This window comes from Methylobacterium sp. J-059 (assembly GCF_022829485.1).
GTDB lineage: Bacteria > Pseudomonadota > Alphaproteobacteria > Rhizobiales > Beijerinckiaceae > Methylobacterium.
Genome location: NZ_JAKSYA010000052.1, coordinates 100,024 through 126,800 on the forward strand (window position 1 = coordinate 100,024; position 26,777 = coordinate 126,800).

Consider the following 26,777-nt stretch of genomic DNA (forward strand, 5'->3'; position numbering starts at 1 on the left):
GGGGCGTCACGCGACCCGCCCCGGCTCACGCGGCCTCGGCGCGGAACATCGCGACGATCTCCGGCGCGCCGATCCAGGCCTCGACCCGCGCGCAGGCGAGGTCGCTCGGCTCCGCGGCGTCGTACAGGGCGAAGCTCGCCGCCAAGAAGCCGGGCAGGTCGTACAGGACCGGGAAGGCGTCGCCGCGGGGCTTGGTCTTGAACAGGTACGAGCCGGTGAGCCCGTAGATCTCGGCGATCGGCGGATAGACCGGCCAGACCACGTCGCGGGCGAGCTCGTCGCCGAGGTAGTCCTCGATCTCCACCGGCTCCGGCGCGAAGCCGCTCTCGACCAGCAGGCGCCGGGCGATGTCGGCGACGACGAAGACCTTCGGGTGGTTGATCACGTGCATGAAGGCGCCGCGCCGGCTCCAGCGGCTCATCTCGCGCTCGAGCCCGAAGGCGACCGTGGCCCCGCCGCCGATCAGCTCGCGGACCGCCGGCTCCCACTGGTCGAGATAGCCGAGCCGCCGGAACACGTCCTCGCGGAACAGCCGCCCGGCCTGGGTCGCGGTGAGGCCGAGGCGGTGGGCGCACAGGGCGATCGCCGAATGGTACTGCCCGAGCGGCGAGCGCGCGAGCTTCAGCGCCGCGAGGTCCTCGACCCGGCCGGCATAGACCATGTCCGGATGGAAGGCCGAGAACACGATCGTCGGAAACAGCTTGGTGCGCGGGTCGCGCCGGCGCAGGACCGCGATGTCGCCGCCGGGGAGCAGCCCGGCCGGGAACAGCTGCGAGAACACGTGGTCGGAGGCGGCGAGCGTCGACACCAGCCCGTCGATGTCGCCGTGGTCGCGCCCGAGCGTCCCCATCGGCAGGAAGCGCACCGGGCTGTTGGGCGCCAGCAGCCGCATCGCCTGGGCCACGCCGCGCGCCTGGCAGTTGCCGAGCACCGCGATGCGCGGGCCGCGCCGGCCCGCATCGGCAGCGGGCTTGGCGCGCCACGGTGTCGCCCAGGATGGCGGCGACAACGAGAACGCGCCGCGGGCGCGCCTAGGCAGATCGGACAGGGCCACGTTACGCGCCGGGTGCATCGGGTGGGGCGAAGAAGCTCGGGGCGCGTCGCCGAGGCGGTTGCGCCGGAGGTCGGAGGAAGGGTCTACAAGATGACGTCCAACCCCTATAGCGGTCTACCGGCCGAGCGTTTCTGGCGCAAGGTCGTGACCAACGTCGCCCCCTTCGCCGTCGATCCGCGGCCGCGCGCGCCCTTCGCGATCGGCCAGGCCGACAAGGTCGCCACCGGTGGATCGTGCTTCGCCCAGCGCGTCGCCGAGGCGCTTCGGGCGGAAGGCTTCAACTACTACGTGACGGAAGCCGCCCCCGAGGGCACCGCGCCGGCGGAGGCCGACGCGCGCCAGTTCGGCACCTTCTCGGCCCGGTACGGCAACCTCTATTACACGCGCCAGTTCGTGCAGCTGTTCGATCGGGCCTACGGCCGGTTCGAGCCCGAGCTGAAGGCGTGGCTGCGCGAGGACGGCCGCTACGTCGACCCGTTCCGGCCCACCGTCGAGCCCGCCGGCTTCGCGGACGAGGCCGCGGTGGTCGCCGCGCGCGACGCGCATCTGGCCGAGGTGCGCCGCCTGTTCGAGACCCTCGACGTGTTCGTGCTGACGCTGGGCCTGACCGAGGGCTGGCGCTGGCGCGCCGACGGCGCCGCCCTGCCGCTCGCGCCCGGCGTCGCCGGCGGCAGCTACGATCCGGCGCTCTACGAATGCGTCAACGCCGGCGCGGCCGAGGTGCTCGCCGACCTGCAGGGCTTCCTCGAGCGGCTCTGGAGCGTGAACCCGACCGCCCGCATCATCCTCACGGTCTCGCCGGTGCCGATGATCGCCACCTACATGGACCGGCACGTGATGGAGTCGAACAGCTACTCGAAGTCGGTGCTGCGGGTGGCGGCCGGCGAGGCCTGCGCCTCCGGCGACCCGCGGGCGGTGTACTTCCCGGCCTACGACATCGTCACCAGCAACGTGAATGCCGGCCGCTACTACAACGACGACCTGCGCACCATCAACGACGCCGGCGTGCGCCACGTGATGCGCTCGTTCCTCGCCACCTTCGCCGCCGACCGCACCGCGCCGGCCCCGGTGCAGGCCGCCCACGACTTCGCCGCCGAATACGAGGGCACGGCGGGCGTGATCTGCGACGAGGAGCAGATCGAGCGTAGCGTGGCGTAAGGGGACGACGCGACCCGTCCCTTCCCTCCCCCGCAGAGGGGGGAGGGAAGCGCGCGTCGCGGATAGCCCCTACTGCAGGTGCTTCGTGTAGACCTCGCCCGCCGCCGCCTTGATCGCCGCGCCGCAGTCGCGCCCGATCCGCTCGGCGTCGGCGACCGGGCCCGAGCGCGAGGCGGCCCAGTGGCGGCTGCCGTCGGGGAGGAAGAGCAGGCCGTCGAGGCTGAGCGTGTCGCCCTCGATCCGCGCCAGCGCCGCGATCGGCGTGCGGCAGGATCCGTCGAGCTCGGCCAGGAGCGCGCGCTCGGCGCCGATCGCCGTGGTGGTGCGGGCGCAGGCGAGCGGCGCCAGCAGCGCGTGGATCTCGGCATCGCCCGCGCGGGCCTCGATGCCGAGCGCCCCCTGCGCGACCGCCGGCAGCATCTCCTCGACCGAGAGCACCGAGCGGGCCATGCCCTCCAGCCCGAGGCGCTCGAGGCCGGCGAGCGCCAGCAGCGTCGCGTCGCACTCGCCGGCCTCGAGCTTGCGCATCCGGGTGTTGGCGTTGCCGCGGAGCGGCACGATGCGCAGGTCGGGGCGCCGCATCAGCACCTGCGCCGCGCGCCGGAGCGACGAGGTGCCGACCCGCGCGCCCGCGGGCAATTCCGAGAGCCCGGCGGCCCGCGGCGACAGGAAGGCGTCGCGCGGGTCGTCGCGGGCGAGGATGCAGGCGATGACCAGCCCCTCGGGCAGCCAGGTCTCGACGTCCTTCATCGAGTGGACCGCCACGTCGACCTCGTCGGAAAACAGCGCCTGCTCCAGCTCCTTGGTGAACAGCCCCTTGCCGCCGATCTCGGAGAGCGGCCGGTCGAGGATCTTGTCGGCCACCGTGGTGACGACGACGAGCTCGGTCTCCAGACCCGGGTTGGCCGCCACGATCCGGTCGCGGACCATGCCGGTCTGGGCCAGCGCCATCGGGCTGCCGCGGGTGCCGATGCGGAGGGGACGCTGGATCATGTGCTTCTTGTCTCGCCCGAGCTTTGCGCGAGCATCGTCGGCGGCGGCGGGCGACGCAAGCGCTCGATCCGCTCCGACCCCGTCATTCCGGGGCTGCGAAGCAGAGCCCGGGATCCAGAGCCGCCGACAATGCCCATGACTTTCGCGTCGGCGTGTCCGGACTCCGGGCTCGCCTGCGGCGCCTCGGAATGACGGTGGAGGGGGCCGTCGGCGTCGCGCGCGTCCTCAGAACGCCTTCAGCACCCGTTCCGTGTGCTCCACGGCCGGCGGGCTCGCGAAGCAGGGGGAGACCAGGGCGCGGTAATCCTGCCACGGCTGCGAGCCGGTGAAGTCCCGAGTGTGGGCCTCGAGCGTGTCCCACTCGATTAGCAGGCGGTAGCGCTGCGGATGCTCGACCGAGCGCCGCACGTCGAAGCTGCGGCAGCCGGCGGCGACCCGGAAGATCTCCGCGGCCTCGGCGATGCCGGCCTCGAACGCCGCCTCCATCCCGGGCTTGATCTCGACCTGCGCGATTTCGAGGATCATCGGTGTCGTGTCCTTTGCGGCGGGAGGCCTACTGGAGCGGGCGGCCGAGCTTGCGCGCCAGGATCCGCTGCGGGCTCTTGTCCGGGTCGGCCTGGGCGGAGACCGGCAGGTAGGCGGTCTGCTCCAGCATGTAGCGGCCGCCCATGGCGCCGTGCATCACGAGGTCGGAGAAGGTGACCCAGGTCTGGCCCGGCAGGAACTCCACGTCGGCCTGGGGCGCGCCGGCCTGGTAGTCGGCGTCCTGCTTGAGCGCGTCGTGCAGGTGCAGCATCAGGTGGTCGTATTCCGAGCGCCGCGCCTTGGTGATGCGCAGGGCGGCGAGCAGCCGCGCCGAGAGGGCCGAGTAGCCCGGGAGCTTCGGCAGGAACTTGTCGGCCATCGAGCCGAAATCCTCGCCCACCCGCCACAGGCGCGGCTGGCCGCTCGGGTTGATGTTGCGGAACACCCGCAGGATGCGCTTCTCGCCGATCGGGTTGGAGGGGAAGGCGTCGACGTGCAGCCGGGTGTCGTCGCGGCGCCAGCTCATCTTGCGCCGGTCGACGTCGAAGGGCCGGTACGACGTGCCGGCGAGGCTGATCCCGCTCGCGTATTCCGGCAGGTGGCGCGCGATCAGGTCCTTGGAGAACGCCCGGTAGCGCACCAGCAGCTGGCGCAGCGCCTCCTGCTCCTCCGGCGTGCCGGCGGCGCCCCGGAGGGTCGCGGCCTCGCCCCGGATGTTGACGTTCTTGGCCTTGCCGTCGGCGAAGGGGCGCTCGGTGAAGCGCCGCTCGAAGTCGCTGAACGGGAAGTCGAGATCGGGGAACATCAGCACCGCGCCGCCTTCCAGGGCCGCGGCGAGCGAGCCGTTCGAGGCGGGCCCCGAGGCGGGAACGGTGAGGATCGGGCTGATCATGCGGGTCGCGTGTCCTGTCGCGGGGCCGGCGTCGCGGGTCCGCGGGTTTAGCCGAGGCTCGGGGCGAGGGCCAGCGCGGCGGTTTTACCGGTGGATGACGGCGCCGGCATCCTGTCATCCCGGGATGCCGCAGCCGCGACGCCTTGCGCAACCGATGCGAAGGCGGCACGTTCTCCCCCTGTTCCGGGCGGTCTCGCCCGCACAAGGATCATTCGCCGATGGCGACGTTGAAGGAATTCGAGGAGTCGCTGCGCGAGCACGGCATGAACATGGCGCTCGCCCTGCTGGAGCGCCTGCGCGAGCGCGACCGCGCGATCCGCACCGTGAAGCCCGCCCGGCGCCTGACCGGCCAGAAGATGACGCCGGAGCTGGCCCACGCCATCCTCGACCTGCACGCCTCCACCGGCATGACGCAGCAGGAGATCGCCTTCAAGGTCGGCGTGAACCAGGGCCGGGTCAACGAGGTGATCAAGCGCGGCAAGTGGCTCGACGGCGATCCGCACGCCCCCGAGGCCGTGGCCCGCGACAAGGCCCTGGCCCGCCTGCGCGGCGAGCCGACGGCGCGCAAGGCCCCCGCGGCGAAGCGCGCCGCGGGAAAGAGCACCCCGGCCAAGGCGAAGACCGTCCCGGCGCCCCGGCGCAACCAAGGGCAATTGGCCTTCGGCGATCTCTGAGGCGCCGGGCGCAAGCATCGGCTTCGTCCGAGAGCCTGCAACCGGCTTCGGGACGATGACTTAATCCGTCAGGTCCGGGCTGAGGTCCTTCGGCCGCACGAACCGCTCCAGGCGGCCGTCGCCGTTGATCGCGCCCCAGCTTTCCGCATCGAATTCGATCACCGCCAGCGCCGCCGTGGGAAAGCCCTGCGCGAGGCGGCTTCGCGCCGCGCGCGGGCCGGCGCCGACCAGCCGGTCGGCCAGCGCCTCCATGCCGGGATTGTGGCCGATCAGGATCAGCGTCTCGGCGGAATCGGGGGCGGCGCGGACCGCCTCGAGCAGCGATGCCGGGGGCGCCTCGTAGATCGTCTCGACGATCTGCGCGGGAACCGCGCCGAGCGAGGCGGCCACCGCCTCCCAGGTTTCCCGCGTGCGCTTTGCGGGCGAGACCAGGGCGAGGTCGGGATGCAGGCCCTCGCTCGCGAGGTAGGCGCCCATCCGCGGCGCGGCCTCGCGCCCGCGGGCGTCGAGGGGCCGGTCGATGTCGGGGACGCCCGCCGGCCGGTCCGACTTGGCGTGGCGCAGGAGCAGAAGGCGGCGCATCAGGCGAACCCGACGATCGGATGCGGGGTGTAGAGCGACTCCAGCGCCGCGATCTCGTCGTCCGTGAGCACGAGGTCGAGGGCCGCGACCGCATCGGTTAGGTGGCCGGGCTTCGCGGCGCCGATGATCGGCGCGGCGACCTCGGGCTTGGCCGCGACCCAGGCCAGGGCCACCTGCGCGCGCGGCACGCCGCGGGCCTCGGCGATCTCGGCGACCTTGGCGATGATCGCCCGGTCGGCGTCGGCCGCCGCGTCGTAGAGGCCCTTGCCGACGGCGTCGCTGTCCTGGCGCGCGCTGGTGGCGTCGGCGTCGCGGGTCAGCCGCCCGCGGGCGAGCGGGCTCCACGGCAGCACGGCGATCCCCTGGTCGCGGCAGAGCGGCAGCATCTCGCGCTCCTCCTCGCGATGCAGCAGGTTGACGTGGTTCTGCATGGTCGCGAACCGGGTCCAGCCGTGGAGATCGGCGGTGTAGAGCGCCTTCGAGAACTGCCACGCATACATCGACGAGGCGCCGAGATACCGCGCCTTGCCGGCCTTCACCACGTCGTGCAGCGCCTCCAGCGTCACCTCGATCGGGGTCTCGTAGTCCCAGCGGTGGATCTGGAACAGGTCGACGTGGTCCATGCCGAGCCGCTTCAGGCTGGCGTCGATCGCCGCGAAGATCGCCTTTCGCGACAGCCCGCCGGCATTGGGCCGGTCCGTCAGCGGGTAGAAGCACTTGGTCGCGACGACGAGGCTGTCGCGGTCGCCGTAATCGCGCAGCGCGCGGCCGACGATCTCCTCGCTGGTGCCGTCGGAATAGTAGTTGGCCGTGTCGAAGAAGTTGATGCCGAGGTCGAGCGCCTGGTGGATCAGCGGGCGGCTCTCGTCCTCCGGCAGCGTCCAGGGATGGGGGCCGCGCTCGGGGATGCCGTAGGTCATGCAGCCGAGGCAGAGGGCGGACACGTCGAGGCCGGTGCGGCCGAGTTTCTTCATCTTCATGCGGCGGCTCTTGGTTCTCTCGATCTGACGGCCGCGTTTTGGCCAAGGTGGCAGGCGGCGTTCCGCTGCCCCCAATTCATCGCCTCATCCTGAGGTGCCCGCGCGAGCGGGCCTCGAAGGAGCCCTCCGGAGGTCGCGCGGTCCCTGGAACCCTCCTTCGAGGCCTCCGCTTCGCTGCCGGCCCCCCAGGATGAGGGGGTGGAGGGGAAGAGCGGAAGGCTCAGCCCCCCCGCCCCTCGCGCCGCATCATGAAGGCCAGCTTCTCGAACAGGCTGACATCCTGCTCGTTCTTGAGCAGCGCGCCGTGCAGCGGCGGGATCAGCTTGCGGGCGTTGGTCTCGCGCAGGGTCTCGGGGTCGACGTCCTCCGAGACCAGGAGCTTGAGCCAGTCGAGCAGCTCGGAGGTCGAGGGCTTCTTCTTCAGGCCCGGCACCTCGCGGGTCTCGAGGAACACCCGCAACGCCTCCTCGACGAGGCGGTGCTTGATGCCGGGATAGTGCACCTCGACGATTCGCCCCAGCGTCTGCGCGTCCGGGAACTTGATGTAGTGGAAGAAGCACCGGCGCAGGAACGCGTCCGGCAGCTCCTTCTCGTTGTTCGAGGTGATGATCACCACCGGGCGGCGGGCCGCCTTCACCGTTTCGCCGGTCTCGTAGACGAAGAACTCCATGCGATCGAGCTCGGTCAGCAGGTCGTTCGGGAACTCGATGTCGGCCTTGTCGATCTCGTCGATCAGCAGCACCGGGCGCGCGTCGGCCGTGAAGGCCTCCCACAGCTTGCCGCGGCGGATGTAGTGGGAAATCTCCGAGACGCGGGGATCGCCGAGCTGCGAGTCGCGCAGCCGCGAGACGGCGTCGTACTCGTATAGGCCCTGCTGCGCCTTGGTGGTCGACTTGACGTTCCAGGTGAGCAGGTCGGCGCCGAGCCCCTTGGCGATCTCCTCGGCCAGCACCGTCTTGCCGGTGCCGGGCTCGCCCTTCACCAGCAGCGGCCGCTCCAGCACGATGGCGGCGTTGACGGCCGCTGTGAGGTCGGGCGTCGCGACGTAGGACTCGGTTCCGGTGAAGCGCATCGGGCTGTTTCGTCCTGGCGGGCCGGCACGGCCGACCCGTCCGACATAGGGCGCAAAGCCGGTCGCGGGCAACGCCCCAGGGACGCGGCCCGCTCATCCCGAGTCCCGTGGGTCGGGACCCATGAGGTCCGGCGGGCCGCCGCCCCGCCGTCGCGGTCCGGTCTTCGCCCGGCCTAGCGGTCGGCCTTGGCGCCGGCGGTGGTCAGCTCGATGTAGCGCAGGGTCGTCGGGCGCACGAGCTCGCGCACCTTGGCGGCCATGCCCTCCTCCTCCTTCAGCGATTGCTGGAAGGCCGCGGCATGGCCCTGCTGGCCCGCCGCCTCGCCGATCGCCAGCAGCGAGGTGTAGGCGGCGATCTCGAAGTTCTCGAAGGCGTGGTTGGCGTAGGCGTTCTTCAGGATCTCGTCCTGGGCCGGGGCGTGCCCGAGCGCCATCATGTTGCCGACGAAGCCGAGAAAGCCCTCCTTGAGCGCCGAGGGGCTCTCGGAGAGGCCGTGCAGCGCCTCCTCCAGGCGGGTGCGCTGGCCGTGGGTCTCGTCGATGTGGCGGCGGAGCGCCGCCTCCATCTCGGGATAGTTCTGCAGCCGTTCGACCTGACGCTCCATGATCTGGAGCGCCTGCATCTCCAGGGCATGCGTGTTCTTCAGCGCCGTGACGTAGATGTCGCGCGTGTCGTGGGCCATGTTCGGATCTCCTGATCGGCGGCCGGAGCCCGGCCGCGCCTATGGGAGAGACCCGGCGCCCGCCGGCCAAGTTTCCCGGGAGTCGCGCACGCGCTCAATGTGACGCAGCGCGGCGGATCTCCCGCGTGCGTCTCGCGCGTGGACGGCGCACCCAAGCCTCCCCCGCACCCAAGCCGGGCTCGCCCGCCTCGGGCACACGGGGTGCGGATCTCGGGCGGGCCCGAGATCCGTCGGGGGGAGGGAAAAGCCGGTGCTCCTCAGGCGAGCAGGGTGTCGGACGGCTCGCTGTCGGAGGGGCGGTCGTCCTCGGAGCTTTCCGGGGCGGTCTCGATCACCGGCTCGACCGCGGCGGCGACCGGCTCCGAGCGGATCGTCACGGTGTCGCCCTCGATGGAGAAGCGGACGTTCATGGCGGCGGCGCGGGCGACGAGGCCGGCATAGTAGGGCAGGATGCCGTGGGCATCGACGACGCCGTTCTCGGGCGTGCCGGCGATCAGCGCCTCGACATGGGGCGGGATGCGGGCATGCGAGCCCTTGGCGACCAGCACCAGGGTCGGCGCCTCGCCGTCGCCGGTCACCGTCACGTCGAGCAGGCCGCCGCGCGGGATCGCGCCGGTGGCGATCATCACGAGGTTGAGGAGCAGCTTGACCTTGTTCTTCGGGTAGAGCGCCACCGGCGCGCTCCAGCTGAGCTGGGTCTTCTCGTCGGAGAACATGCCGCGCGAGACCTTCTCCGCGTCGGCGAGGTCGATCGAGGCGCCGGCCGAGCCCGCCGCGCCGAAGGCGATCCGGGCGAATTGCAGGCGGGCGGAGGCGTGGCGCGCGCTCTTGCGGATCAGGTCGAGGGCGAACTCGCGCATCGACTCGTCCTGGTCGTCCTCCAGCACCTCGAGCCCGTTCACGATCGCGCCCACGGGGCTGATCACGTCGTGGCAGACGCGGGAGCACAGCAGCGCGGAGAGGTCGAGGGCGTCGAGGGTCACGGCATTCATGGCACGCTCCGGGCATTTTCTTCGGACTTGGTCTTCGGACTTGGTCGTCCGGCTTGGCGACGCGGAACTCGGCCGCGGGCTTGGCGACGCGGAACTCGGCCGCGGGGCGGCCCTGCCCGAACGGATAGACGCCACATCCGCCTTTGCAAAGGGTTACGGGGGAGGCGCGACGCGGCAAGCCGATCGCCGGCCGGCCCTCGGACCGGAGCGGCAGGCGCCCGGCTCGGTCCGCCGCCCCGCGCGCCCCCTCAGGTCCGGTAGAACAGCACCCGCCCGTCCGCCCGCATCTGAAGCAGGGCGTCGAACTCGCGCACGTTGCGGGTCAGCACGGCGAACCCGTGCTTCATCGCCTGCACGAACAGCACGCAGTCGTGGAGGGCCTTCATCCGCTCGTCGCGGCCGTAGCCCTGAACCCGCGCGAGCATGCCCGCATACACGGCGGCCTGGGCGAGGATGTCGGCATCCGGCACGAACAGGCGATGCGCCGGCATGGCATCGATCGCCGCTTCGATCGCCGCGACGGCGCCCTCGGTCCGGGCGACGCCCGGATCCAGCACGCCGACCGTATGCATCAGCTCCTGGACGGCGACGGTGCTGTGGTTCACCAGCCGGATCGCGAGCAGATCCGCGACGATCGCGGGCGCCCTGCCCTGCATCTGGTCGATGTAGCCGCAGGTATCGAGGAGAAGGCCGTTCCCGGCCGATGCCTCCGTCCCGAGAAACGGAAGACGGTCGTCGGGTCGGCGTCCCAGGGTCCTGACCGGAGCCTGCCTCCGAACCCGCTCGGCGGACCGGAAGTCGAACGCCACGCGCTAGAATCCGAGGTCCAGCCCGGGATCGACCGTGCCTCTCAACGCTCGAAACACGTCGGCGAAATCGTCTTCGATCGCCAGGTTGGCCAGGGCGAACTCCACCAGCTCGGTGTCCGACCGGATGCCGGTGCGGGCTTTCGCGCGCTCGATCAGTTCCGGCGACACGCGCCCGGAAATCCGCCCGCCTTTCTTCGCGATCAGTCCGCTCTCCTGCGCCCGCGCCAGCACGGCCTGAACCTTCGCCTTGGACGAGGCCGCCGCCACGATCGCCATAGGATCGGGCGACACGCGGTGCAATCGGGCGCCCGATCCGCTCGGTCCTCCGCGTGGAGGCTCGTCGCGAAGGCGGTCTGCGCCCGTCCCATGCGCTCGGCTCGGCGAGCACGCCCGCAGACCCGGCAAACCTCTGGAGGCGTGCGACGCGCACGACCGGCACCGGGATGCCGGCGCGCCTATTCCAGCCGCACCACGACGCTGTCGCTCGCGCCGGTCGCGTCGAGGACCGAGATGCGGGCGAAGCCGGCGCCGTCGGGCAGCCATTCGGACTGGCGGCGGGGGGAATCGGCCACCGGGCGGCCGCCGACCATCCAGGTCAGCGGCGGCACGCCGCCCAGCGCCTTCAGGGCGAGGCGCGCCTGCTGCGCCGCCTCGCCCGGGTGATCCTGAAGCCCGAGATCGATCCGGGCGCCGTCGGGCGGGTAGGCGATCTTCAGGGGCGCGGTGTCGGCGGCGGCCAGCGTCTTGGGGGCGTCGCGGCGGATGTGGCGGAGCGGCGGCGGCAGGCCGGCCGACGTGGTGACCAGCGCGTCGCGCGGCTGCGCCACCGGCTCCGGCTCGCCGCCGAAGCGCGCGAACGCGTCGAACAGGATCGGCGCGGCGACCGCGCGCCCGACGAGGCCCGGCACCGCGGCGCCGTCCGGCCGCCCGACCCAGACCGCGATCGTCACCCGCCGGTCGAACCCGGCGGCCCACGCGTCGCGATAGCCGAACGAGGTGCCGGTCTTGTAGGCGATGCGGCCGGGCAGCGCGTTCTCGGGGGGCGGTGCGCCGCGCAGGATGTCGGCGACGTACCAGGCCGCCACCGGCTCGGCGACGCGGCGCGCGGAGTCGGGCGGCGCCGGCCGGTCGGCGCGGCGGATCAGGTCGGGCATCGCGCCGCCGCGCGCCAGCCCGGCATAGAGCCGGGCGAGGTCGGTCAGCGTGATCCCGAGGCCGCCCAGCGCCACGGGTAGGCCCGGCGCGGCGTCGCGCGGCAGCAGGATCGCGGCGCCGGCGGCCCTGAGGCGGGCGATGAAGCGGGCCGGGCCGACCGCCTCCATCAGCGCGACGGCGGGCACGTTGAGCGAGAGTTGCAGCGCGCGGCGGGCGGTGACGGTGCCTTGATACGTGAGGTCGAAGTTCTCGGGCGCGTAGGCGGCCGCGTACCGGGCCGGGCGGTCGTCGAGCAGCGTCTCGGGATGGGCGAGCCCGCTCTCGAAGGCCTGCGCGTAGATGAAGGGCTTGAGCGCCGAGCCCGGCGAGCGCACCGCCAGCGTCATGTCGATGGCGCCGCGGCGCGCGGCGTCGCGGTAGCCGGCGCTGCCGACCTGGGCGAGCACCGCGCCGGTGCGGTTGTCGATCGCCAGGATCGCCGCCGACAGGCCGGGCCCCGCGGCCTGCGCGCGCTCCGTAGCCAGCTGCTCGAGGCTCGCCTGGAGCCGGCCGTCGAGGGTCAGGCGCAGCACGCTCGCCGACGGGTCGGCGGCGACCGCCGCCTCCGCCGCGTGCGCTGCCGCCATCGGGAACGGGCGTCGCAGGTCCGGCACCGGCTCGGCCTTGGCGGCGGCGGCCTCGCTGCGCGTGATCGCGCCGCGGGCGGCGGCGATGTCGAGCACCCGGTCCCGCGCCCGGCGGGCGTTGGCGGGAAAGCGGTCCGGCCGGCGGGTCTCGGGCGCCTGCGGCAGGGCGACGAGGAGGGCGGCTTCGGCGAACGAGAGCCGGGCCGGCTCGCGGCCGAAATAGGCGAGCGCCGCCGCCCGCACGCCCTCGACCGGGCCGCCATAGGGCGCGAGCGCGAGGTAGAGGTCGAGCACGCCGGCCTTGCCGAAGCGTTGCTCGAGCGCGACCGCGCGGACCATCTGCCGGAGCTTTGCGGCGAGCGAGCGTTCGGCGCGCGGCTCGACCAGGCGGGCGACCTGCATCGACAGGGTCGAGCCGCCGGAGACGATCCGTCCGTGCGCCAGCCATTGCCACGCGGCGCGCAGCGTCGCCGCCGGGTCGATGCCGGGATGGTCGGCGAAGCGCCGGTCCTCGTAGGCCGTGAGCATCGCGAGATAGCGCGGGTCGACGGACGCCGCCGTCACCGGCAGCCGCCAGCGCCCGTCCGGCGTCGCGAACGGGCGCAGCAGGGTCCCGCGGGCGTCGACCACGATGGTGGAGCGCAGGTCCGCCTGCGCCAGGTCGAGGGGCGGCAGCGCGGCGGCGAAGCGCCAGAGGGCGAGGGGGGGGATGGCGACGAGAATCGCGATGATGATGACAAACCCGCGCCACGTCCCTCCCCCCTCGGCGGGGGAGGGTGGCCCCTGCGTGAGCAGGGGTCGGGAGAGGGGAGCGCTGTCTCCGGACGACGCGGTCCCCTCTCCCCCCCTGCTCCGCAGGGTCCCCTCCCCCGCAGAGGGGGGAGGGACGCGCGGGCGGCCGCCCATCCCTACTTCGCCGCCCCAATCTCGACCGAGCCGAACGCGGTGCGGCCGAAGCGTTCGGGGCGGTACATGTCCTCGATGGTCGCGCCGGGGTGGACGTAGGTGCCGGGCGAGACCGCGCGGACGGTGTAGGCGGCGGTGAAGAAGGCCGACTGCTCGGGCGAGCGGTCGTAGGCGGCCACGAAGCGGTCGTCGCGGAACTCGGTGTGGACCGGCTGCACGTCGGACTTCGCGAAGGCGAGGCCGGTGAGCGCGTCGGCGTCGAGGAGCTTCGGGTTGTCGATCTCGAGGCCCGCGGGCAGGCGGTCAACCAGCAGCAGGCGGCCGGCGCTGGCCTTGGCCTCCGTCACCTTCAGCACCACCACGAGGCGGTCGTTCTGGCGGATGCCGCGGGCGGGGTCGACGACGCTGCCGTCGAGGCGGTGATAGCTCCGCTCGATGGCGTAGCCGCGCGCGTCGGCCGGCTCGGGCGACACGGGATTGCCCGAGACGCCGACCACCACCTGCACCGGCGCCCGGCCGGTGTTGGCGATCGCCACCGGCCGCTCCAGCGCCGCCGCCCGGTAGCTCCGCGCCAGCGGGCCGGCCTGGGGCGCGCCGTCGACGGTGAAGGACAGCGCGTCGGCTTCCTGCGTCAGGCCCTGGGCCGCCAGCACCATCCAGGTGTTCTCCTGCGTGCTGGTGACCCGCCCGGAGGCGCGCTCCTCGACAAGCACCGCGGAGACCGGGGTCAGCGCGGCCTGCGAGAAACCGGTCTCGGCGGCGAGCGCCAGCAGGCCGGCGCCGTCGCGCAGGCGCGAGCCGTAATCGGCGCGGTAGCTCTGCCTGTCGCGCTCGGACCGGAGCGCCGTCAGCGCGGACTCCATCGCCTTGGCGGCGCGGCCGCGGTCGCCGAGGAGCGCCAGGGCCGCCGCGATCTGCGCCCGCCCCAGGGGGGTGGCGAAGTCGGCGAGCTTGGTGTCGGCGAGGTAGCGCAGGTCCCCCATCACCGGGCGGCCGTTCCGGGCCAGCACGTAGGCCGCGTAGGCGAGGTCGGTGCCGCCGTCGCGCACCTCCGTGGCGTTGGCGACCGCGTTGCGCAGGCGGTCGAGGGCTTGGCCGAACGCCACCTGCGGCACGGCGAAGCCGCGCTCGCGGGCCCGCGTCAGGAAGTCGGTGACGTAGGCCGACAGCCAGAGGTCGTTCGACCCCTGTGCCGACCACAGCCCGAAATCGCCGCTCGCATCCTGGCGCGACAGCACCCGCTCGATCGCCTCGCGGATGCGGGCGTCGACGGTGTCGTCGAGGGCCAGCCTGTCCTTGGCCGCGAGCGCGTTGACGTAGAGCAGCGGCATCGCCCGGCTCACCACCTGCTCGGAGCAGCCGTAGGGGTAGCGGTCCAGCGCCAGCAGCAGCGCCGGCACGTCGATGCCCGGCAGCGCGCCGGCCGCCACCGAGACGGTGCCGGTGCCGGGCAGGATGTCGGCGAGCAGGTCCCCGGAGAGCTGCAGGCTCGCGCCAGGCGCCAGCGTGCGCACCTCGCGCCGCACCAGCGCGCCGGTGCCGGGCGAGACGGGAAGCGTGAAGCGCTGGCCGACGCCCGCGGCGAGGCCCGGGCCGGAGAGCGTCAGGTCGAGGCTCGCGGTGCCGGGCCCGGCCGCGGTGATCGGCACCACGAGCTGCCCCTTGGCGCCCGCCTCCAGCCGCATCGTCGTGCGCACCGCCTGCGCCCCGACCAGCACCGGCCCCGACAGGTCGAGGTCGAGGGTGTAGTCGCCGCCCTGCCCCTCGACGTTGTCGAGCGCCAGGAAGACGCGGGAGCGGTCGCCGGCATTGAGGAAGCGCGGCAGCGTGCCGGTGACGACCACGGGATCGCGCACGATCACGTCGGCCGAGGCCTGGCCGACGCGGCTGCCGCTCCAGGCGGTGACCATCACCCGCGCGGTGCCGTTGAAGGCCGGCACCGGGAAGGTGACGCTGGCGCTGCCGTCGGGCGCGACAGTCACCACGCCGGAATAGAGCGCGAGCGGCGCCTGGGTCGGCGGCGCGTCGGCCAGCTCCCCGCCGGCGCCGTCGCCGCCGGAGCGGATCGCGCCCAGCGTGCCCTGCATCCCGTCGATCAGGTACCCGTAGAGGTCGCGGATCTCGGGTCCGAGCGCCTTCTGGCCGAGGAAGTAGGCGACCGGGTTCGGCGCCTCGTAGCGGGTGAGGTTGAGGATGCCGACGTCGACCATCGCCACGGTGACGCGGGCCGCCTCGCCGGCCTTGAGCCCCGCGAGCCGGATCGGCAGGGTCAGGTCCTGGCGCGGGCGCGTCTTCTCCGGGGCCTCGACCGAGACCGTCAGCGCCCGCTCGGCCCGGTCGACCGAGAACCACGCCAGCCCCAGCGCCCGGCCCGGCAGGCGCTTGGCGGCCTGGTCGAGCGGCCGGTAGGCGGTGGCGACGAGGTAGGCGCCGGCGCCCCACTCGGCCTTGACCGGGATCGACACCGTGGCGCCGCCCTCCGGCACGTCCACGTCGAGCACCGCCTGCAGCCGGTCGCCGACCACCGTGACGGTGGCGCGGCCCTTGAAGCGCGGGTTCAGCCGCGCCTGCAGGGTGTCGCCGGCCGTGTAGGCCGCCTTGTCGAGGGTGAGGTCGAGGAGGTCGGGCACCTCGGCCGTCTCCGAGCCGCTCCAGCCGACGCTGAAGCTGACGGAGGCCGCAGCCCCCGGCCGGCCCGGCGCGCTGACCTCGAGGCGGTACTTCCCGAAGCCGAGCGCCTGGGCCACCTTGGCCGGCGCGTCGGCCTTCAGGTCGAGGGTGCCGTCGGCGACCCGGCGCACGGACTTCACCGGCTCGAACGACCAGCGGCCGTCGGCGCGGTACCATTGGTAGGTCTGCTCCAGCCGCGACAGCGTCCAGGTCGCGCCGGCCTGCGCCAGGCGCGTGCCGTCGGGCGCGGCCATCACCACGTCGAAGCCGGCGGTGCCGCCGACGGGCAGGTCGTCGCCAAAGCCCTTGCGGATCGCCAGCACCGGGCCCTCGGGCAGGATCGGCAGGGTGAGGCTGCGCGACAGCGCCCGCCCGCCGGGCTCGCCGACCGCGAGCGTGATCTTGGCCTCGACCGGGCGCGGCGCGGCCAGCGCCTGCACCGGCACCGCGACCACGGCCTCGCCCTTGGCGTCGGTGGCGGCGCGCGCCTCGATCTCCTGGGTCGAGGCCTCGATCGCCTCGTCGTCGAGGCCGACCGAGAAGCCGTCCAGGCCCTTGATGCCGCTCGCGGCCGCCGCCTGCACGGTGACGCTGCCCGAGACGTCGAGGCCCGAGCCCGGCGCGCCGTAGAGGTAGCGCGCCGCCACCGCGACCCGGGCGGCCTCGCCCCGGCGCAGGCTCGGCTGCTCGGGCTTCAGCGTCACCTCGAGCCGCTCGGGGACGTAGTCCTCGAGCAGGAACGAGGCCTCGCCGACGGCGGGCGCCTTCGGATCGGTGAAGGCCTGGATCCGCCAGGTGCCGTGCATCGCGCCCGAGAGCAGCGGCAGCGGCAGGGCGCGCCCGCCGAGGCCCTGGTCGGCCACCGAGACGCGGCGGTACTCGACGCCGTCGGGGCGCTTGACCACCAGGGTCAGCGGCAGGCTCGGCACCGCCTTGCCCTGCCCGTCGCGGAGGAGCGCGGTGATCTGCACGGTCTCGCCGGAGCGGTAGACCCCGCGCTCGGGGAAGACGTAGGCCTCGATCGAGCCGGCGTCGGCCCGGCCCTTCACGCCGCGGTCGGTGAGGTCGAAGGCGGCGAGGTCGAGGTCGAGGAAGCCGTAATCGTCGCCGACCTGCGCCACCACCAGGCTCGGGGCGACGCCGCCCTCGCCGCGGGCGAGCCCCGGATCGAAGGCGGCGTGGCCGCTCGCGTCGGTCCGGCGCGCGGCCAGCACCTCGTTGTTGCGGGCGATCAGGCGGATCTCGGCGTTCGCGACCACCGTCGCGCTGGCGAGCGAGCGCGCGAAGACGTGGACGCCGTCGCGGCCCTTGAAGGCGGTGAGCCCGAGATCGGAGACCACGAACCACTGCGTCGCCTTGGCCTCGTAGCCGCCATCCTCGCCCTCCTCCGCGGTCGCGGCGGTGCCCGAGGCCTGCGCCAGCATCACGTAGAGGCCGGGCTCGAGCCGGCCCACCGCCTGGAGCACCGGGAAGGCGGTGACCGATTCCTGGTTGACCTCGGCCTTGGCCGTGTCGAGCGTGCCCTTCCAGACCTGGACGCCCTTCTGCGCGGCGATGGTCCGGGCGGTGGCGCCGTTGAGCTGGCCGAGGAACTCCTCCGACCGCAGCGACGGCAGCAGGCCGCGGTCGCCGATGCGCAGCACCTCGACGTCGACCTTCGGCGCGTTGACCGAGACCAGCGGCACCCCCGCCTGCCCGGTGCGGGGCAGGACGTAGTTGCGGCCGGTGAAGCGCACCTGGGGGGCGCGGTCGCGGACGTAGACCTCGTAGTCGGCCGACTTCAGCAGGCTCTCGCCCACCGCGGAGGGCAGGCCCTGGCGCACGACGAAGGCGTAGGAGCCGCCGTGCTTCAGCCCGTCGACGCAGACCTGGGAGCCTTCGGCCGTGACCGCGGCGTTGGTCGCGCCCGACACCGCGACGAAGGGGGCGAAGTCGGCCTTGGCCGCCAGCGGCTCGGAGAAGGTGAAGCACACCCGCGGGGCGGCGGCGTCGGCGTCGACCTTGTAGTCCAGGATGCGGAAACCATGCTCGGCGCGCATCGTCTCGTAGGCCTCGCGCACGGACGCCACGTCGTTCAGGGCCAGGCTCGCCCCGTAGGCTTCGAGCGCCGGGCGCCACTCCGCCCGGCCGCCCTGGATCTCGGCGAGCAGCGCCAGGGCCTCGGCCGCCTCGGGCGCGGTCCGCGCGCGCTGGTAGGCCTGGTAGGCGGCGGCCGGGGCCCGGCCGCGCAGGCGCGCGCGGCCCTCGTAATCCTTGTTCTCGTCGTCGCCGGCGACCGCGTCGGCCGCCCGCGCGTAGCCGAGCCAGGCCTGGACGTCGGACGGGTCGGCCGCCACCGCGGCGGCGAAGGGCGGCAGCGCCTCGGCGGCCTTCTCGTCGGCGAGCAGCGCCTCGGCGGCGCGGCGGGATTGCCCGGGCCCCTTGAGCGCGCCGGCGGCCTCGCCCTTCAGCGACGTTTCGAGCCGCACGGCCGCGCTCGCCAGCCCCTCGCGCACGAAGGTCCTTGCGATCGCCGGTGCGGGCCGGGCCGCGGGCGCCGGCCTGGGGACGGCACGCGCGGCGGGCGCCGGCGCCTGCGCGAAGGACGGCGTCGTCGACGGCGCCGCGATCAGGAGCCCGGCCAGCAGGCCGATCCGACGCCCGAACCCCGATCCCAGCATGATCGTCCTCGCCCTGTCGCGCCGGTGGGCCCCTCGGGGCCGACCGGCGATTCGCGTGGCGCAAATGCCGGGCGGACCGTAGCACCCGCCCCGCCGGCCGCAATCAGCGCGGGGCCGCCGTCGGCCCCGTCCCGCCGAAAATCGGGTCCGCGGTGGCGGCGTCGACGATGACCGCCGCATCCTCCCGCAGCAGGAAGCCCTGGGCCTCGGCCTCCCGGGCCGCCTCGCGCACCCGGTTCACGTAGTCGGCCTGGCTCCGGTAGCGCTCGGCCAGCGACGGCGGGCCGCCCTCGGTCGCCCGTCGCGGGAAGGGCCGGTAGGCGCCGACGAGCGAGCAGGTGAAGGTGGACAGCGGCGCGTTCTGCAGGCCGTGGACGCCGAGCGGCGCCGCGATGTCGGGCAGGCGCACGCCGCCGACGGGATTGCCGTCGGCGTCGCGCCGCGGCACCTGGACGACCGCCCCCTGCAGGGTCCTGGGCGCCTGCAGCACGCTCGCGTCGCCGGTGGCCGGCACCAGCGGCATCAACCGGGTCTCGGGCGGGGCGAGGTTTTGCGCGACCCAGCCGTCGAGGCGCTGGAGCGTGGCCCGGGCCACGGGAGCCCAGTCGAGGCGGCCCGGCGGCAGGCTGCAGGCCTCGGCCCGGACCACGGTGACGTGCGAGGCGCCGGCGACGTCGTACATCCGGACGTTGGCCGGCAGCGCGAGGTCTTCGGTGCCGGTGGCGCCGGTGCGGCCGAGCGAGGCGCGCAGCGACGCGTAATCCGTGGTCGAATTCAGGAGCATCGCCTTCGGCGCCACCTCGCCCCGCGCCTCGGCCGCGGCGACGATCGCGCCGATGGTCAGCGGCCCGTCGTGGACGCCGGGAAACTCCGGATCGGCGAAATTCGGCGCGCCGTCGGCGCTCGATCCCGGCCCGATGCCCGATCGCAGGATCGGCAGCAGCCCCGCGCCCGAGACGAAGACGTGCATCCCGTCGAAGACGCGCCGGCCGTCGGCGCGGTTGAAGCCGTGCAGCAGGAAGGTCTTCAGGAAGCGCCCGTCCTGCGACTTGCCGGTGGCGAGCGTCCGGCTCACGCTGCCGGCGAGCGGGTTCGGCGTGCCCGCGGCATCGGCCGCCGCGTGGGCGAGGAAGTCGGCCGTATCGCGCACGATGGCGAAGCCGACCCCCTCGACGAAGCGCCGCTGTCCCTCGCCGTCGGTGAAGGACGGCAGGTCGGCGCCCTGGCCGAGCTCCCAGTACACCTCGGCGACCCGGTAGCCGCGATCCTCCAGGAAGCCGGTGCCGGCATCGAGGTTGCCCGACGCCATCGGCAGCGCCCGCGGGCTGTTGTAGAGCGCGTGGGCGTAGGCCTTGCCGCGATTGGGCACGTCGACCAGCAGCGCGCCGTTGCCGGCGGCCGCATCGACCGGCAGGAACAGGATCACCCGCGCCGCGTACTCGACCCTGCCGGCGGCGTTGCGCGTCGCCCTGTCGAGATCGGGAATGCCGGCCTCGCCGGGCGCCAGATCGCCGACGACGCGCCCCTCCCAGCGCGCATAGGCCCCCGCCGCGAACGTGCCGTAGGGCTGCTTGGACGCGATCTCCAGGCGGACGACCCTGGCCTCGGCCGCGCCCGCGCCGAGGGCGAGGAGGAGGGCTGCGGCGTGGAGGATGCGTGGCATGGGAACCCTTCGTTTCGGCAGAGCCTGACGCCGTCGCGGCGCGCCGGCCCGGGGGACGATCCGGGGGCGGATGGAACCGCGCTCGGCGCTCGATCCCGACATGGAACGCCCGATGCGCGCGGCCGTCACTTCCGCAGCGGCACGCCCTTCGTGGTGAAACGCGGCGCGCCCGGATGGCGCCCGGGTCGCGGCTGGCCGCCCGCCTTGCCCAGGCCCGTTCCCGGCGGCTGCGAGAGCGGGACGAGCTGGTCCGGCCGCGGCCCGATGAGATCCGCGCGGCCCATCGCCCGCAGCGCCTCGCGCAGCAGGGGCCAGTTCTCGGGGTCGTGGTAGCGCAGGAACGCCTTGTGCAGCCGGCGCTGGCGCATCCCCTTGATCGCGTCGACCGGCTCGCTGCCGCCGCGCCGCACGCCCTGCAACGGATTGATCTCGGTGTGGTACATCGTCGTGGCGGTCGCCATCGGCGAGGGCAGGAACGTCTGCACCTGATCGGCGCGGTAGTCGTTCTTCTTGAGCCAGACGGCGAGGTTCATCATGTCCTGGTCGGTCGTGCCCGGATGGGCCGCGATGAAGTACGGGATCAGGTAGTATTTCTTGCCGGCCTTCTCGGCGGCGGCGTCGAACATCTCCTTGAAGCGGTCGTAGGTGCCGATCCCCGGCTTCATCATCAGGTCGAGGGGGCCGCGCTCGGTGTGCTCGGGGGCGATCTTCAGCCGGCCGCCGACGTGATGGGTCACGAGCTCCTCGACGTATTCGGGGCTGCGGACCGCGAGGTCGTAGCGCACGCCGGAGGCCACCATCACCTTCTTGACGCCCTTGACCTCGCGGACCTTGCGATAGAGCCGGATCAGGTCGTCGTGCGAGGTGTTCAGGTTCGGGCAGATGTCCGGGAAGACGCAGGACGGCAGCCGGCACGCCGCCTCGATCTTCGGGTCCTTGCAGGCCATCCGGTACATGTTCGCCGTCGGCCCGCCGACATCCGAGATCACGCCGGTGAAGCCCGGGGTCTTGTCGCGGATCCGCTCGATCTCGCGCAGGATCGAGCCTTCCGACCGGTTCTGGATGACGCGGCCCTCGTGCTCGGTGATCGAGCAGAAGGTGCAGCCGCCGAAGCAGCCGCGCATGATCGTCACGGAGAACTTGATCATGTCCCAGGCGGGGATCTTCGCGTCGCCGTAGGCGGGATGGGGGGCGCGGGCGTAGGGCAGGTCGTAGACCGCATCCATCTCCTCGCTGGAGAGCGGGATCGGCGGCGGGTTCAGCCACAGGTCGCGGTCGCCGTGGCGCTGGACGAGGGGGCGGGCGTTGCCGGGGTTGGCCTCCCGGTGCAGCACCCGCGAGGCGCGGGCATAGGCCTCCTTGTCGTCCTTGACCTCGTCGTAGGCGGGGAGCCGGATCACGGTCTCGCCGGGGCGGCGGCTGGCGGCCTCGTCGGCCGAATCGAGGTCGTCGGCGGGCAGCTCGGCGTAGTGCGCGGGCACGCGGCGGAACAGGGCGACGCCCCGGACGGAGTCCAGCTCGTGCGGCGCCGCGCCGGCCGCGAGGCGGTTCGCCACCTCGACCACGGCGCGCTCGGCATTGCCGTAGAGCAGCAGGTCGGCCTTCGCATCCGCGAGGATCGAGCGGCGCACCTTGTCGGACCAGTAATCGTAATGGGCGATGCGGCGGAGCGAGGCCTCGATGCCGCCGAGGATGATCGGCACGTCCTTGTACGCCTCGCGGCAGCGCTGCGTGTAGACGATGGTCGAGCGGTCCGGGCGCCGGCCGCCCTCCCCGCCCGCGGTGTAGGCGTCGTCGTGGCGCAGGCGACGGTCCGCCGTGTAGCGGTTCACCATCGAGTCGAGATTGCCGCCGGTGACGCCGAAGAACAGCGCCGGCCGGCCCAGGGCCTTGAACGGCTCCGCCGATTGCCAGTCGGGCTGCGCGATGATGCCGACCCGGAATCCCTGCGCCTCGAGCAGCCGGCCGATGATGGCCATGCCGAAGCTGGGATGGTCGACATAGGCGTCGCCCGTCACCAGGACGATGTCGCAGGATTCCCACCCGAGCGCGTCCATCTCGGCGCGGCTCATGGGCAGGAACGGCGCCGCCGCCTTGGAAGACGGCCGCTTGCAGGCGAGGGGAGCCGGGGATCGACTCGCGGAAGCTTGGAGGAGGTCCATGGGGCCCGTGCATAGACCGCCGGGGCCGCGACCTCAACGAACGGCGCGGCGGGTCATCACGGACCAGCCCGCCCCCTACCCCTCCTCGCCCGGCATCGCCGTCGGCCAGTCGACGATCCGGTCCGGGAGCTCGTCGTCGGAGAACTCCTCCTCGTTGCCGGCCATCCGGCCGCGGATCGAGATGCCGGCGTCGTGGACGCTGTTGCGCGAGCCCGAGATCAGCGGGTGCCAGTCGAACAGCGGCTCGCCGTCGCGGACCAGGCGGTAGGCGCAGGTGGGCGGCAGCCACGGGATCGTGCGCACCGCCTCCGGCGTGAGGCGGACGCAGTCCGGCACGCGGACCTGGCGCTTGGCGTAGTCGCGGCAGCGGCAATGGTGGCCGTCGAGCAGCGTGCAGCCGACGTCGGTGTGGTGGACCTCGCCGGTGTCGTCGTCCTCGAGCTTGAGCAGGCAGCAGCGGCCGCAGCCGTCGCACAGGCTCTCCCACTCGGCCGGCGTCATCGCATCGAGGGATTTCTCCCGCCAGAACGGCAGGGCGGCACCCGCGGGGGCGGGCTTGGGGTTCCCCATCGGGAACACCTCTCGTGTCTCAAGGGCTGAAGCGCTCTCCTGTGCCGCATGGGCGCCGGCCGCGCAACCTCGCCCCGGCGCCGCCCCAATCCCGCATCAAGGTTGACGCGACCTTTCTCGGGCGCCCGCCGGACCCATCGCCGCGAGGGCCGCGTTCCATCTCGCGAAAGGCCCCGCGGCTTGGTAGAGAGGGGCACGGCCCCGTCGTCCGCGGGTCCGTCGAGGCGTCTCTAGGAGCCGGAACCCCGTCGTGCGCCTGCTGAACGTCTCTCGTCTCCTCACCCGCATCAGGCACGCGTCGCTGGCCTTCGACGCGTGGGTCAATGCGGGCCTCTACGACAGCGGCGTCTCCGGCGGCTCGGCCTACGGCCGCTTCCAGGAGCGGATGAAGGTCTTCGCCTTCCGCGGCTGGAAGCGGGTCGCGCTCGACCTGACGAGCGAAGCCACGACGCTCGGCACCGGGGCTGCGATCCTGATGCTGGCGATGGCGCAGCCCGCCTTCAACCTCACCAGCGACAACTGGCTGAAGCAGCAGGACCTCGCGGTCACCTTCCTCGACCGCTACGGCACCGAGGTCGGGCGGCGCGGGATCAAGCACGACGACTCGCTCAAGCTCGACGAATTCCCCGACATCATGATCAAGGCCCTGGTCTCGACCGAGGACCGCCGCTTCTACGAGCACTGGGGCATCGACCCGATCGGCACGATGCGGGCGCTGGTCAACAACTCGCGCGGCGGCGGCAACACCCAGGGCGGCTCGTCGATCACGCAGCAGCTCGCCAAGAACCTGTTCCTCACCAACGAGCGCTCGCTGGAGCGCAAGATCAACGAGGCCTTCCTGGCCCTGTGGCTCGAGAGCCACCTGACCAAGAACGAGATCCTGAAGCTCTACCTCGACCGCGCCTACATGGGCGGCGGCACCTTCGGCGCGGTGGCGGCGGCGGACTACTATTTCGGCAAGCCGCTGAAGGACATCAGCCTGGCCGAGGCCGCGATGCTGGCCGGCCTGTTCAAGGCGCCGAGCAAGTACGCGCCGAGCGTCAACCTTCCGGCGGCCCGCGCGCGCGCCGTCGACGTGCTGCACAACATGGTCGAGGCCGGCTTCGTCACCGAGGGGCAGATCCAGACGGCGCTGCGCAACCCAGCGACGCCGGTGACGCGCACCCGCGACATCACCGCCGACTACTACCTCGACTGGGCCTTCGGCGAGATCAAGGCCATGGCCGACGCGGGCAAGTTCAAGAGCGACCGGGTGCTGACGGTGAAGACGCCGCTCGACCTCGGCATCCAGAAGCGCGCCGACCAGGTGGTGGCCGACATCCTGCGCAAGTCCGGCGAGGCCTACGACGTCGACGAGGCGGCGATGGTGATCCTCGATCCCGACGGCGCCCTGCGCGCGATGGTCGGCGGCGCCGATTACGGCGAGAGCCAGTTCAACCGCGCCACCGACGCGCTGCGCCAGCCCGGCTCGTCGTTCAAGCCCTACGTCTACGCGGCGGCGCTGAGCTCGGGCCTGTTCCGGCCGGACACGGTGGTCGTCGACAGCCCCGTCTGCCTCGGCAACTGGTGCCCGCAGAATTACGGCCGCTCCTATTCCGGGCGCCAGCCGATGTGGCTCGCGGTGGCCAAATCGATCAACACGATCCCGATCAAGGTCTCGATCGCCATCGGCAAGGGCCTCGGGATCAAGGGCGACTTCCCGGCGGCGAAGGCGGGCCGCGCCAAGATCATCGACACGGCCCACCGCATGGGCATCACCACCCCGCTGGTTGATTCCGTCTCGCTGCCGATCGGCTCGGCCGAGGTGACGGTGATCGACCAGGCCGCGGCCTACGCGGTGTTCGCCAACGGCGGGCGCAAGGCGAAGCCCTACGCGGCCTCCGAGGTGAAGAACTCCAGCGGCGAGGTGATCTACCGGCACGACGACGAGAAGCCCGAGCAGGTGCTCTCGACCCAGGTCGTGGCCGACATGAACTACATGCTGAACAAGGTGGTCGAGGAGGGCACCGGCCGCCGCGCGCAGCTCGAGGGCATGAAGGTCGCGGGCAAGTCCGGCACCACGAACGCCTACCGCGACGCGTGGTTCGTCGGCTACACTGGCAACTACGTCGCCGCGGTCTGGTTCGGCAACGACGACCACACCTCGACCAACAAGATGACCGGCGGCTCGCTCCCCGCCTCCGCCTGGCACGACGTGCTCGAGGTCGCCCACCAGGGCATCGAGCTCAAGCCCCTGCCGGGGCTCAAGGCCCCGAACGCCGCCGCCGCCCAGGCCGCCGCCGCCGCCCCGACCGATCCGGCCGCGACCAGCTACGGCAAGCTCTCGCGCCGGAGCTTCGAGGTGATCGGCGGCCTCAACGGCCTGTTCCGCACCGTCGAGCGGGCCCGGCCCGATGCGGGCGAGGCCAAGCCCGCCGCCGGCGAGCCGCGCCCGGGCGCGAGCCTGGCGCCGGCCGCCACGACCCGCGACGTCGCCGAAGGCACCCGCTCCGTCGGCGGCCGCTTCGAGACCCGGTGACGGCCATGGCGTCGGGCATCGATCCGGCCGCGACGGCGGTCGCGCCGCAGGCCGCGGACGCGCGGCGCGAGCCGAGCCCGCGGCAAGGCACCGACAGGGGCACGGACAGGGGCACCGGCACGGCCGCCGGCCGCCTGCGGAAGCTCGCCTCCGGTGCCTCGCCGGCCGCGCTCGCCCTCTACGCGCTCGCGCTCGGCGCCGGCCTCGGGCTTGCCAGCGCCGACTGGGCGACGCGGGGCGGCTACCCGTTCGGCGGCGTCACGGTGGGGGCCTGGACCGCGTGGCCGCGGGCCGGCTCGACCGCGGCCGACCCCTATACCCGCGCCGTCAACGCCCGCCGGGGCGAGGTGCCGCTCGCGGTCGGCGAGGGGCTGCTGCTCACCGCCGCGGTCGACGATGCCGGGCGGGCGCTCGACGCGACCTGCACCTACCGCATCGCCGGCGTCACCCCGCCGGCCCGCGCCTGGACGCTGACGGTGGCCGGCCGCGGCGCGCCCGAGCCCGGCCGCCAGCCGGTACGCGAGGGCTTCACCGCCACCGAGATCCTGCGCGAGGCCGACGGGCGCTTCGCGATCCTCCTCGGCCCCGAGGTCGAGCCCGGCAACTGGCTGCCGAGCCCGCGCGCCAGCGGGCCGATCCGGCTGGCGCTGCGCCTCTACGACACCCCCGTGGCCGCCAGCGCCGGGACGCTCGACCGCGACGCCGTCCCGGCCATCACCCGGACGGGATGCGCCTCGTGAACCTGCGCGTCATCTACGCCACCGCCTGCGGGCTGGCGCTCGCCGGCATCGTCCACGTGGCGACGGTGCTCGCGATTCCCGCCCTGTCGGAGACCGACGCCCTCACCCGCGCCCGCTCCAGCGAGAGCCTGGAGCACCCGCAGCGGGTCTACACGCTGGCGACCCACGGCGAGGCGGCGCCGGCCGAGGCGTGGCTGCCGATCCCCGACCCGTCGGTCGCAGTCGGCGTCTGCGCCTACGACCTGGACGACGGCCCGATGCGGGTCTCGGCCCGCACCGGCGCGATGATGCTGTCGCTGGCGGTGCACGGGCGGAAGGGCGCCTTCTACGCGGTGACCGACCAGGCGGCGGTGCGCGGCGCCCTCGACCTCGTGGTGCTGACCCGGGCGCAGTACGACGCGGCGCTCGCCAGCGACGACGAGAACGAGCCGAGCCGCGACGTGCGGATCGTCGCCCCGAGCGACCAGGGATTCGTCGTGGTCCGCGTCATCGCCGCCCTGCCGAGCCAGCGGCAGGCCGCCAACGACGCGGTGAAGGCGGTCTCCTGCACCACCGACAGCCCGGACGAGCCGGATCCCGACCCGGCGCCGGCCAGCGCGTCGCCGGCGAGCCCGCCGCCCGCAAGTCCCTCGCCGACAAGCCCGCCGCCGGCCGGCCGGGCCAAGCCGAACGGCTGACATGGAGCCGAACGGC

The 26,777-nt window shown here is 73.2% G+C and carries 21 protein-coding genes; 5 read left to right on the plus strand and 16 right to left on the minus strand.

Annotated elements, in window-relative coordinates; genetic code table 11:
* Window positions 1-25 precede the first annotated feature (25 nt).
* On the minus strand, window positions 26-1,054 hold the full coding sequence (locus MKK55_RS05690) for a WcbI family polysaccharide biosynthesis putative acetyltransferase (protein WP_243933689.1): 1,029 nt from the start codon (window positions 1,052-1,054) through the stop codon (window positions 26-28).
* Window positions 1,055-1,144: 90 nt separating this feature from the next.
* Here MKK55_RS05690 and MKK55_RS05695 point away from each other — a divergent pair, with 90 nt between their 5' ends.
* Entirely contained in the window at window positions 1,145-2,212 is a 1,068-nt protein-coding gene (locus MKK55_RS05695) for a GSCFA domain-containing protein (RefSeq protein ID WP_147860066.1), read from the plus strand.
* A gap of 69 nt (window positions 2,213-2,281) precedes the next feature.
* On the opposite strand, the gene hemC is transcribed toward MKK55_RS05695, so the two are convergent.
* The 3 genes from hemC to MKK55_RS05710 form a co-directional block, all read right to left on the minus strand.
* Window positions 2,282-3,205 carry a hydroxymethylbilane synthase gene (gene hemC / locus MKK55_RS05700; protein WP_147729055.1) on the minus strand — a complete coding sequence of 308 codons (924 nt, stop codon included), beginning with the start codon at window positions 3,203-3,205 and terminating at the stop codon, window positions 2,282-2,284.
* Window positions 3,206-3,430: 225 nt separating this feature from the next.
* Entirely contained in the window at window positions 3,431-3,730 is a 300-nt protein-coding gene (locus MKK55_RS05705) for an antibiotic biosynthesis monooxygenase family protein (RefSeq protein WP_147729054.1), read from the minus strand.
* Between the two features lie 28 nt (window positions 3,731-3,758).
* Window positions 3,759-4,622 (minus strand): Kdo hydroxylase family protein, encoded by an 864-nt coding sequence (locus MKK55_RS05710; RefSeq protein ID WP_147729053.1) that lies wholly within the window; start codon window positions 4,620-4,622, stop codon window positions 3,759-3,761.
* Between the two features lie 218 nt (window positions 4,623-4,840).
* Between MKK55_RS05710 and MKK55_RS05715 the strand changes: the two genes are divergently transcribed.
* Window positions 4,841-5,296: an RNA polymerase subunit sigma-70 gene (locus MKK55_RS05715; protein ID WP_243933690.1), complete on the plus strand. Its 456-nt coding sequence runs from the start codon at window positions 4,841-4,843 to the stop codon at window positions 5,294-5,296.
* 60 nt (window positions 5,297-5,356) lie between these two features.
* Here the strand turns inward: MKK55_RS05715 and MKK55_RS05720 are convergent, their stop codons facing one another.
* The 12 genes from MKK55_RS05720 to MKK55_RS05775 all read right to left on the minus strand — a co-directional run bounded on the left by MKK55_RS05720 (window position 5,357) and on the right by MKK55_RS05775 (window position 22,826).
* Entirely contained in the window at window positions 5,357-5,878 is a 522-nt protein-coding gene (locus MKK55_RS05720) for a SixA phosphatase family protein (RefSeq protein WP_243933691.1), read from the minus strand.
* A complete protein-coding gene (locus MKK55_RS05725; protein ID WP_147843515.1) occupies window positions 5,878-6,858 on the minus strand; it encodes an aldo/keto reductase in 981 nt (326 codons plus the stop codon). The genes MKK55_RS05720 and MKK55_RS05725 overlap by 1 nt, the downstream gene beginning before the upstream one ends.
* Window positions 6,859-7,078: 220 nt before the next feature.
* Window positions 7,079-7,930: an AAA family ATPase gene (locus MKK55_RS05730; RefSeq protein WP_147843516.1), complete on the minus strand. Its 852-nt coding sequence runs from the start codon at window positions 7,928-7,930 to the stop codon at window positions 7,079-7,081.
* Between the two features lie 173 nt (window positions 7,931-8,103).
* Entirely contained in the window at window positions 8,104-8,613 is a 510-nt protein-coding gene (locus MKK55_RS05735) for a ferritin-like domain-containing protein (protein WP_147843517.1), read from the minus strand.
* A 257-nt stretch (window positions 8,614-8,870) separates the two neighbouring features.
* The gene (chpT, locus tag MKK55_RS05740; protein WP_147728838.1) at window positions 8,871-9,605 is read right to left on the minus strand and encodes a histidine phosphotransferase ChpT; all 735 of its coding nucleotides are present in this window, start codon (window positions 9,603-9,605) and stop codon (window positions 8,871-8,873) included.
* A 248-nt stretch (window positions 9,606-9,853) separates the two neighbouring features.
* Window positions 9,854-10,414 (minus strand): type II toxin-antitoxin system VapC family toxin, encoded by a 561-nt coding sequence (locus MKK55_RS05745; RefSeq protein ID WP_243933692.1) that lies wholly within the window; start codon window positions 10,412-10,414, stop codon window positions 9,854-9,856.
* A 3-nt stretch (window positions 10,415-10,417) separates the two neighbouring features.
* On the minus strand, window positions 10,418-10,690 hold the full coding sequence (locus tag MKK55_RS05750; RefSeq protein WP_243933694.1) for a hypothetical protein: 273 nt from the start codon (window positions 10,688-10,690) through the stop codon (window positions 10,418-10,420).
* 179 nt (window positions 10,691-10,869) lie between these two features.
* Window positions 10,870-13,101 carry a penicillin-binding protein 1C gene (gene pbpC, locus MKK55_RS05755; protein WP_243933696.1) on the minus strand — a complete coding sequence of 744 codons (2,232 nt, stop codon included), beginning with the start codon at window positions 13,099-13,101 and terminating at the stop codon, window positions 10,870-10,872.
* 2 nt (window positions 13,102-13,103) lie between these two features.
* Window positions 13,104-18,431, minus strand: a complete 5,328-nt coding sequence (locus MKK55_RS05760; RefSeq protein WP_243933698.1) for an alpha-2-macroglobulin family protein — start codon at window positions 18,429-18,431, stop codon at window positions 13,104-13,106.
* Window positions 18,432-18,534: 103 nt separating this feature from the next.
* On the minus strand, window positions 18,535-20,094 hold the full coding sequence (locus tag MKK55_RS05765) for an alpha/beta hydrolase domain-containing protein (RefSeq protein ID WP_243933700.1): 1,560 nt from the start codon (window positions 20,092-20,094) through the stop codon (window positions 18,535-18,537).
* Window positions 20,095-20,219: 125 nt separating this feature from the next.
* A complete protein-coding gene (locus tag MKK55_RS05770; RefSeq protein WP_405044261.1) occupies window positions 20,220-22,166 on the minus strand; it encodes a YgiQ family radical SAM protein in 1,947 nt (648 codons plus the stop codon).
* A gap of 165 nt (window positions 22,167-22,331) precedes the next feature.
* Complete coding sequence (locus MKK55_RS05775; RefSeq protein ID WP_147728252.1) at window positions 22,332-22,826, minus strand: YcgN family cysteine cluster protein; 495 nt, start codon at window positions 22,824-22,826, stop codon at window positions 22,332-22,334.
* Between the two features lie 250 nt (window positions 22,827-23,076).
* Between MKK55_RS05775 and MKK55_RS05780 the strand changes: the two genes are divergently transcribed.
* From MKK55_RS05780 to MKK55_RS05790, 3 genes are read left to right on the plus strand one after another with little or no spacing between them, the layout of a single operon-like run.
* Complete coding sequence (locus tag MKK55_RS05780; protein WP_243933702.1) at window positions 23,077-25,344, plus strand: transglycosylase domain-containing protein; 2,268 nt, start codon at window positions 23,077-23,079, stop codon at window positions 25,342-25,344.
* Window positions 25,345-25,349: 5 nt separating this feature from the next.
* Window positions 25,350-26,084: a DUF1214 domain-containing protein gene (locus MKK55_RS05785; protein WP_147859939.1), complete on the plus strand. Its 735-nt coding sequence runs from the start codon at window positions 25,350-25,352 to the stop codon at window positions 26,082-26,084.
* Entirely contained in the window at window positions 26,072-26,761 is a 690-nt protein-coding gene (locus MKK55_RS05790) for a hypothetical protein (protein WP_243933704.1), read from the plus strand. Before MKK55_RS05785 ends, MKK55_RS05790 begins: the two co-directional genes overlap by 13 nt.
* Window positions 26,762-26,777 lie beyond the last annotated feature (16 nt).

What these genes read in the sequence shown, in the direction of transcription:
- MKK55_RS05695 (WP_147860066.1), top strand. Translation starts at nt 1,145, where the DNA reads ATGACGTCCAACCCCTATAGCGGTCTACCGGCCGAGCGTTTCTGGCGC.
- hemC (WP_147729055.1), bottom strand. Translation starts at nt 3,205, where the DNA reads ATGATCCAGCGTCCCCTCCGCATCGGCACCCGCGGCAGCCCGATGGCG.
- MKK55_RS05705 (WP_147729054.1), bottom strand. Translation starts at nt 3,730, where the DNA reads ATGATCCTCGAAATCGCGCAGGTCGAGATCAAGCCCGGGATGGAGGCG.
- MKK55_RS05710 (WP_147729053.1), bottom strand. Translation starts at nt 4,622, where the DNA reads ATGATCAGCCCGATCCTCACCGTTCCCGCCTCGGGGCCCGCCTCGAAC.
- MKK55_RS05715 (WP_243933690.1), top strand. Translation starts at nt 4,841, where the DNA reads ATGGCGACGTTGAAGGAATTCGAGGAGTCGCTGCGCGAGCACGGCATG.
- MKK55_RS05720 (WP_243933691.1), bottom strand. Translation starts at nt 5,878, where the DNA reads ATGCGCCGCCTTCTGCTCCTGCGCCACGCCAAGTCGGACCGGCCGGCG.
- MKK55_RS05725 (WP_147843515.1), bottom strand. Translation starts at nt 6,858, where the DNA reads ATGAAGATGAAGAAACTCGGCCGCACCGGCCTCGACGTGTCCGCCCTC.
- MKK55_RS05730 (WP_147843516.1), bottom strand. Translation starts at nt 7,930, where the DNA reads ATGCGCTTCACCGGAACCGAGTCCTACGTCGCGACGCCCGACCTCACA.
- MKK55_RS05735 (WP_147843517.1), bottom strand. Translation starts at nt 8,613, where the DNA reads ATGGCCCACGACACGCGCGACATCTACGTCACGGCGCTGAAGAACACG.
- chpT (WP_147728838.1), bottom strand. Translation starts at nt 9,605, where the DNA reads ATGAATGCCGTGACCCTCGACGCCCTCGACCTCTCCGCGCTGCTGTGC.
- MKK55_RS05750 (WP_243933694.1), bottom strand. Translation starts at nt 10,690, where the DNA reads ATGGCGATCGTGGCGGCGGCCTCGTCCAAGGCGAAGGTTCAGGCCGTG.
- pbpC (WP_243933696.1), bottom strand. Translation starts at nt 13,101, where the DNA reads ATGGGCGGCCGCCCGCGCGTCCCTCCCCCCTCTGCGGGGGAGGGGACC.
- MKK55_RS05760 (WP_243933698.1), bottom strand. Translation starts at nt 18,431, where the DNA reads ATGCTGGGATCGGGGTTCGGGCGTCGGATCGGCCTGCTGGCCGGGCTC.
- MKK55_RS05765 (WP_243933700.1), bottom strand. Translation starts at nt 20,094, where the DNA reads ATGCCACGCATCCTCCACGCCGCAGCCCTCCTCCTCGCCCTCGGCGCG.
- MKK55_RS05770 (WP_405044261.1), bottom strand. Translation starts at nt 22,166, where the DNA reads ATGAGCCGCGCCGAGATGGACGCGCTCGGGTGGGAATCCTGCGACATC.
- MKK55_RS05775 (WP_147728252.1), bottom strand. Translation starts at nt 22,826, where the DNA reads ATGGGGAACCCCAAGCCCGCCCCCGCGGGTGCCGCCCTGCCGTTCTGG.
- MKK55_RS05785 (WP_147859939.1), top strand. Translation starts at nt 25,350, where the DNA reads ATGGCGTCGGGCATCGATCCGGCCGCGACGGCGGTCGCGCCGCAGGCC.
- MKK55_RS05790 (WP_243933704.1), top strand. Translation starts at nt 26,072, where the DNA reads ATGCGCCTCGTGAACCTGCGCGTCATCTACGCCACCGCCTGCGGGCTG.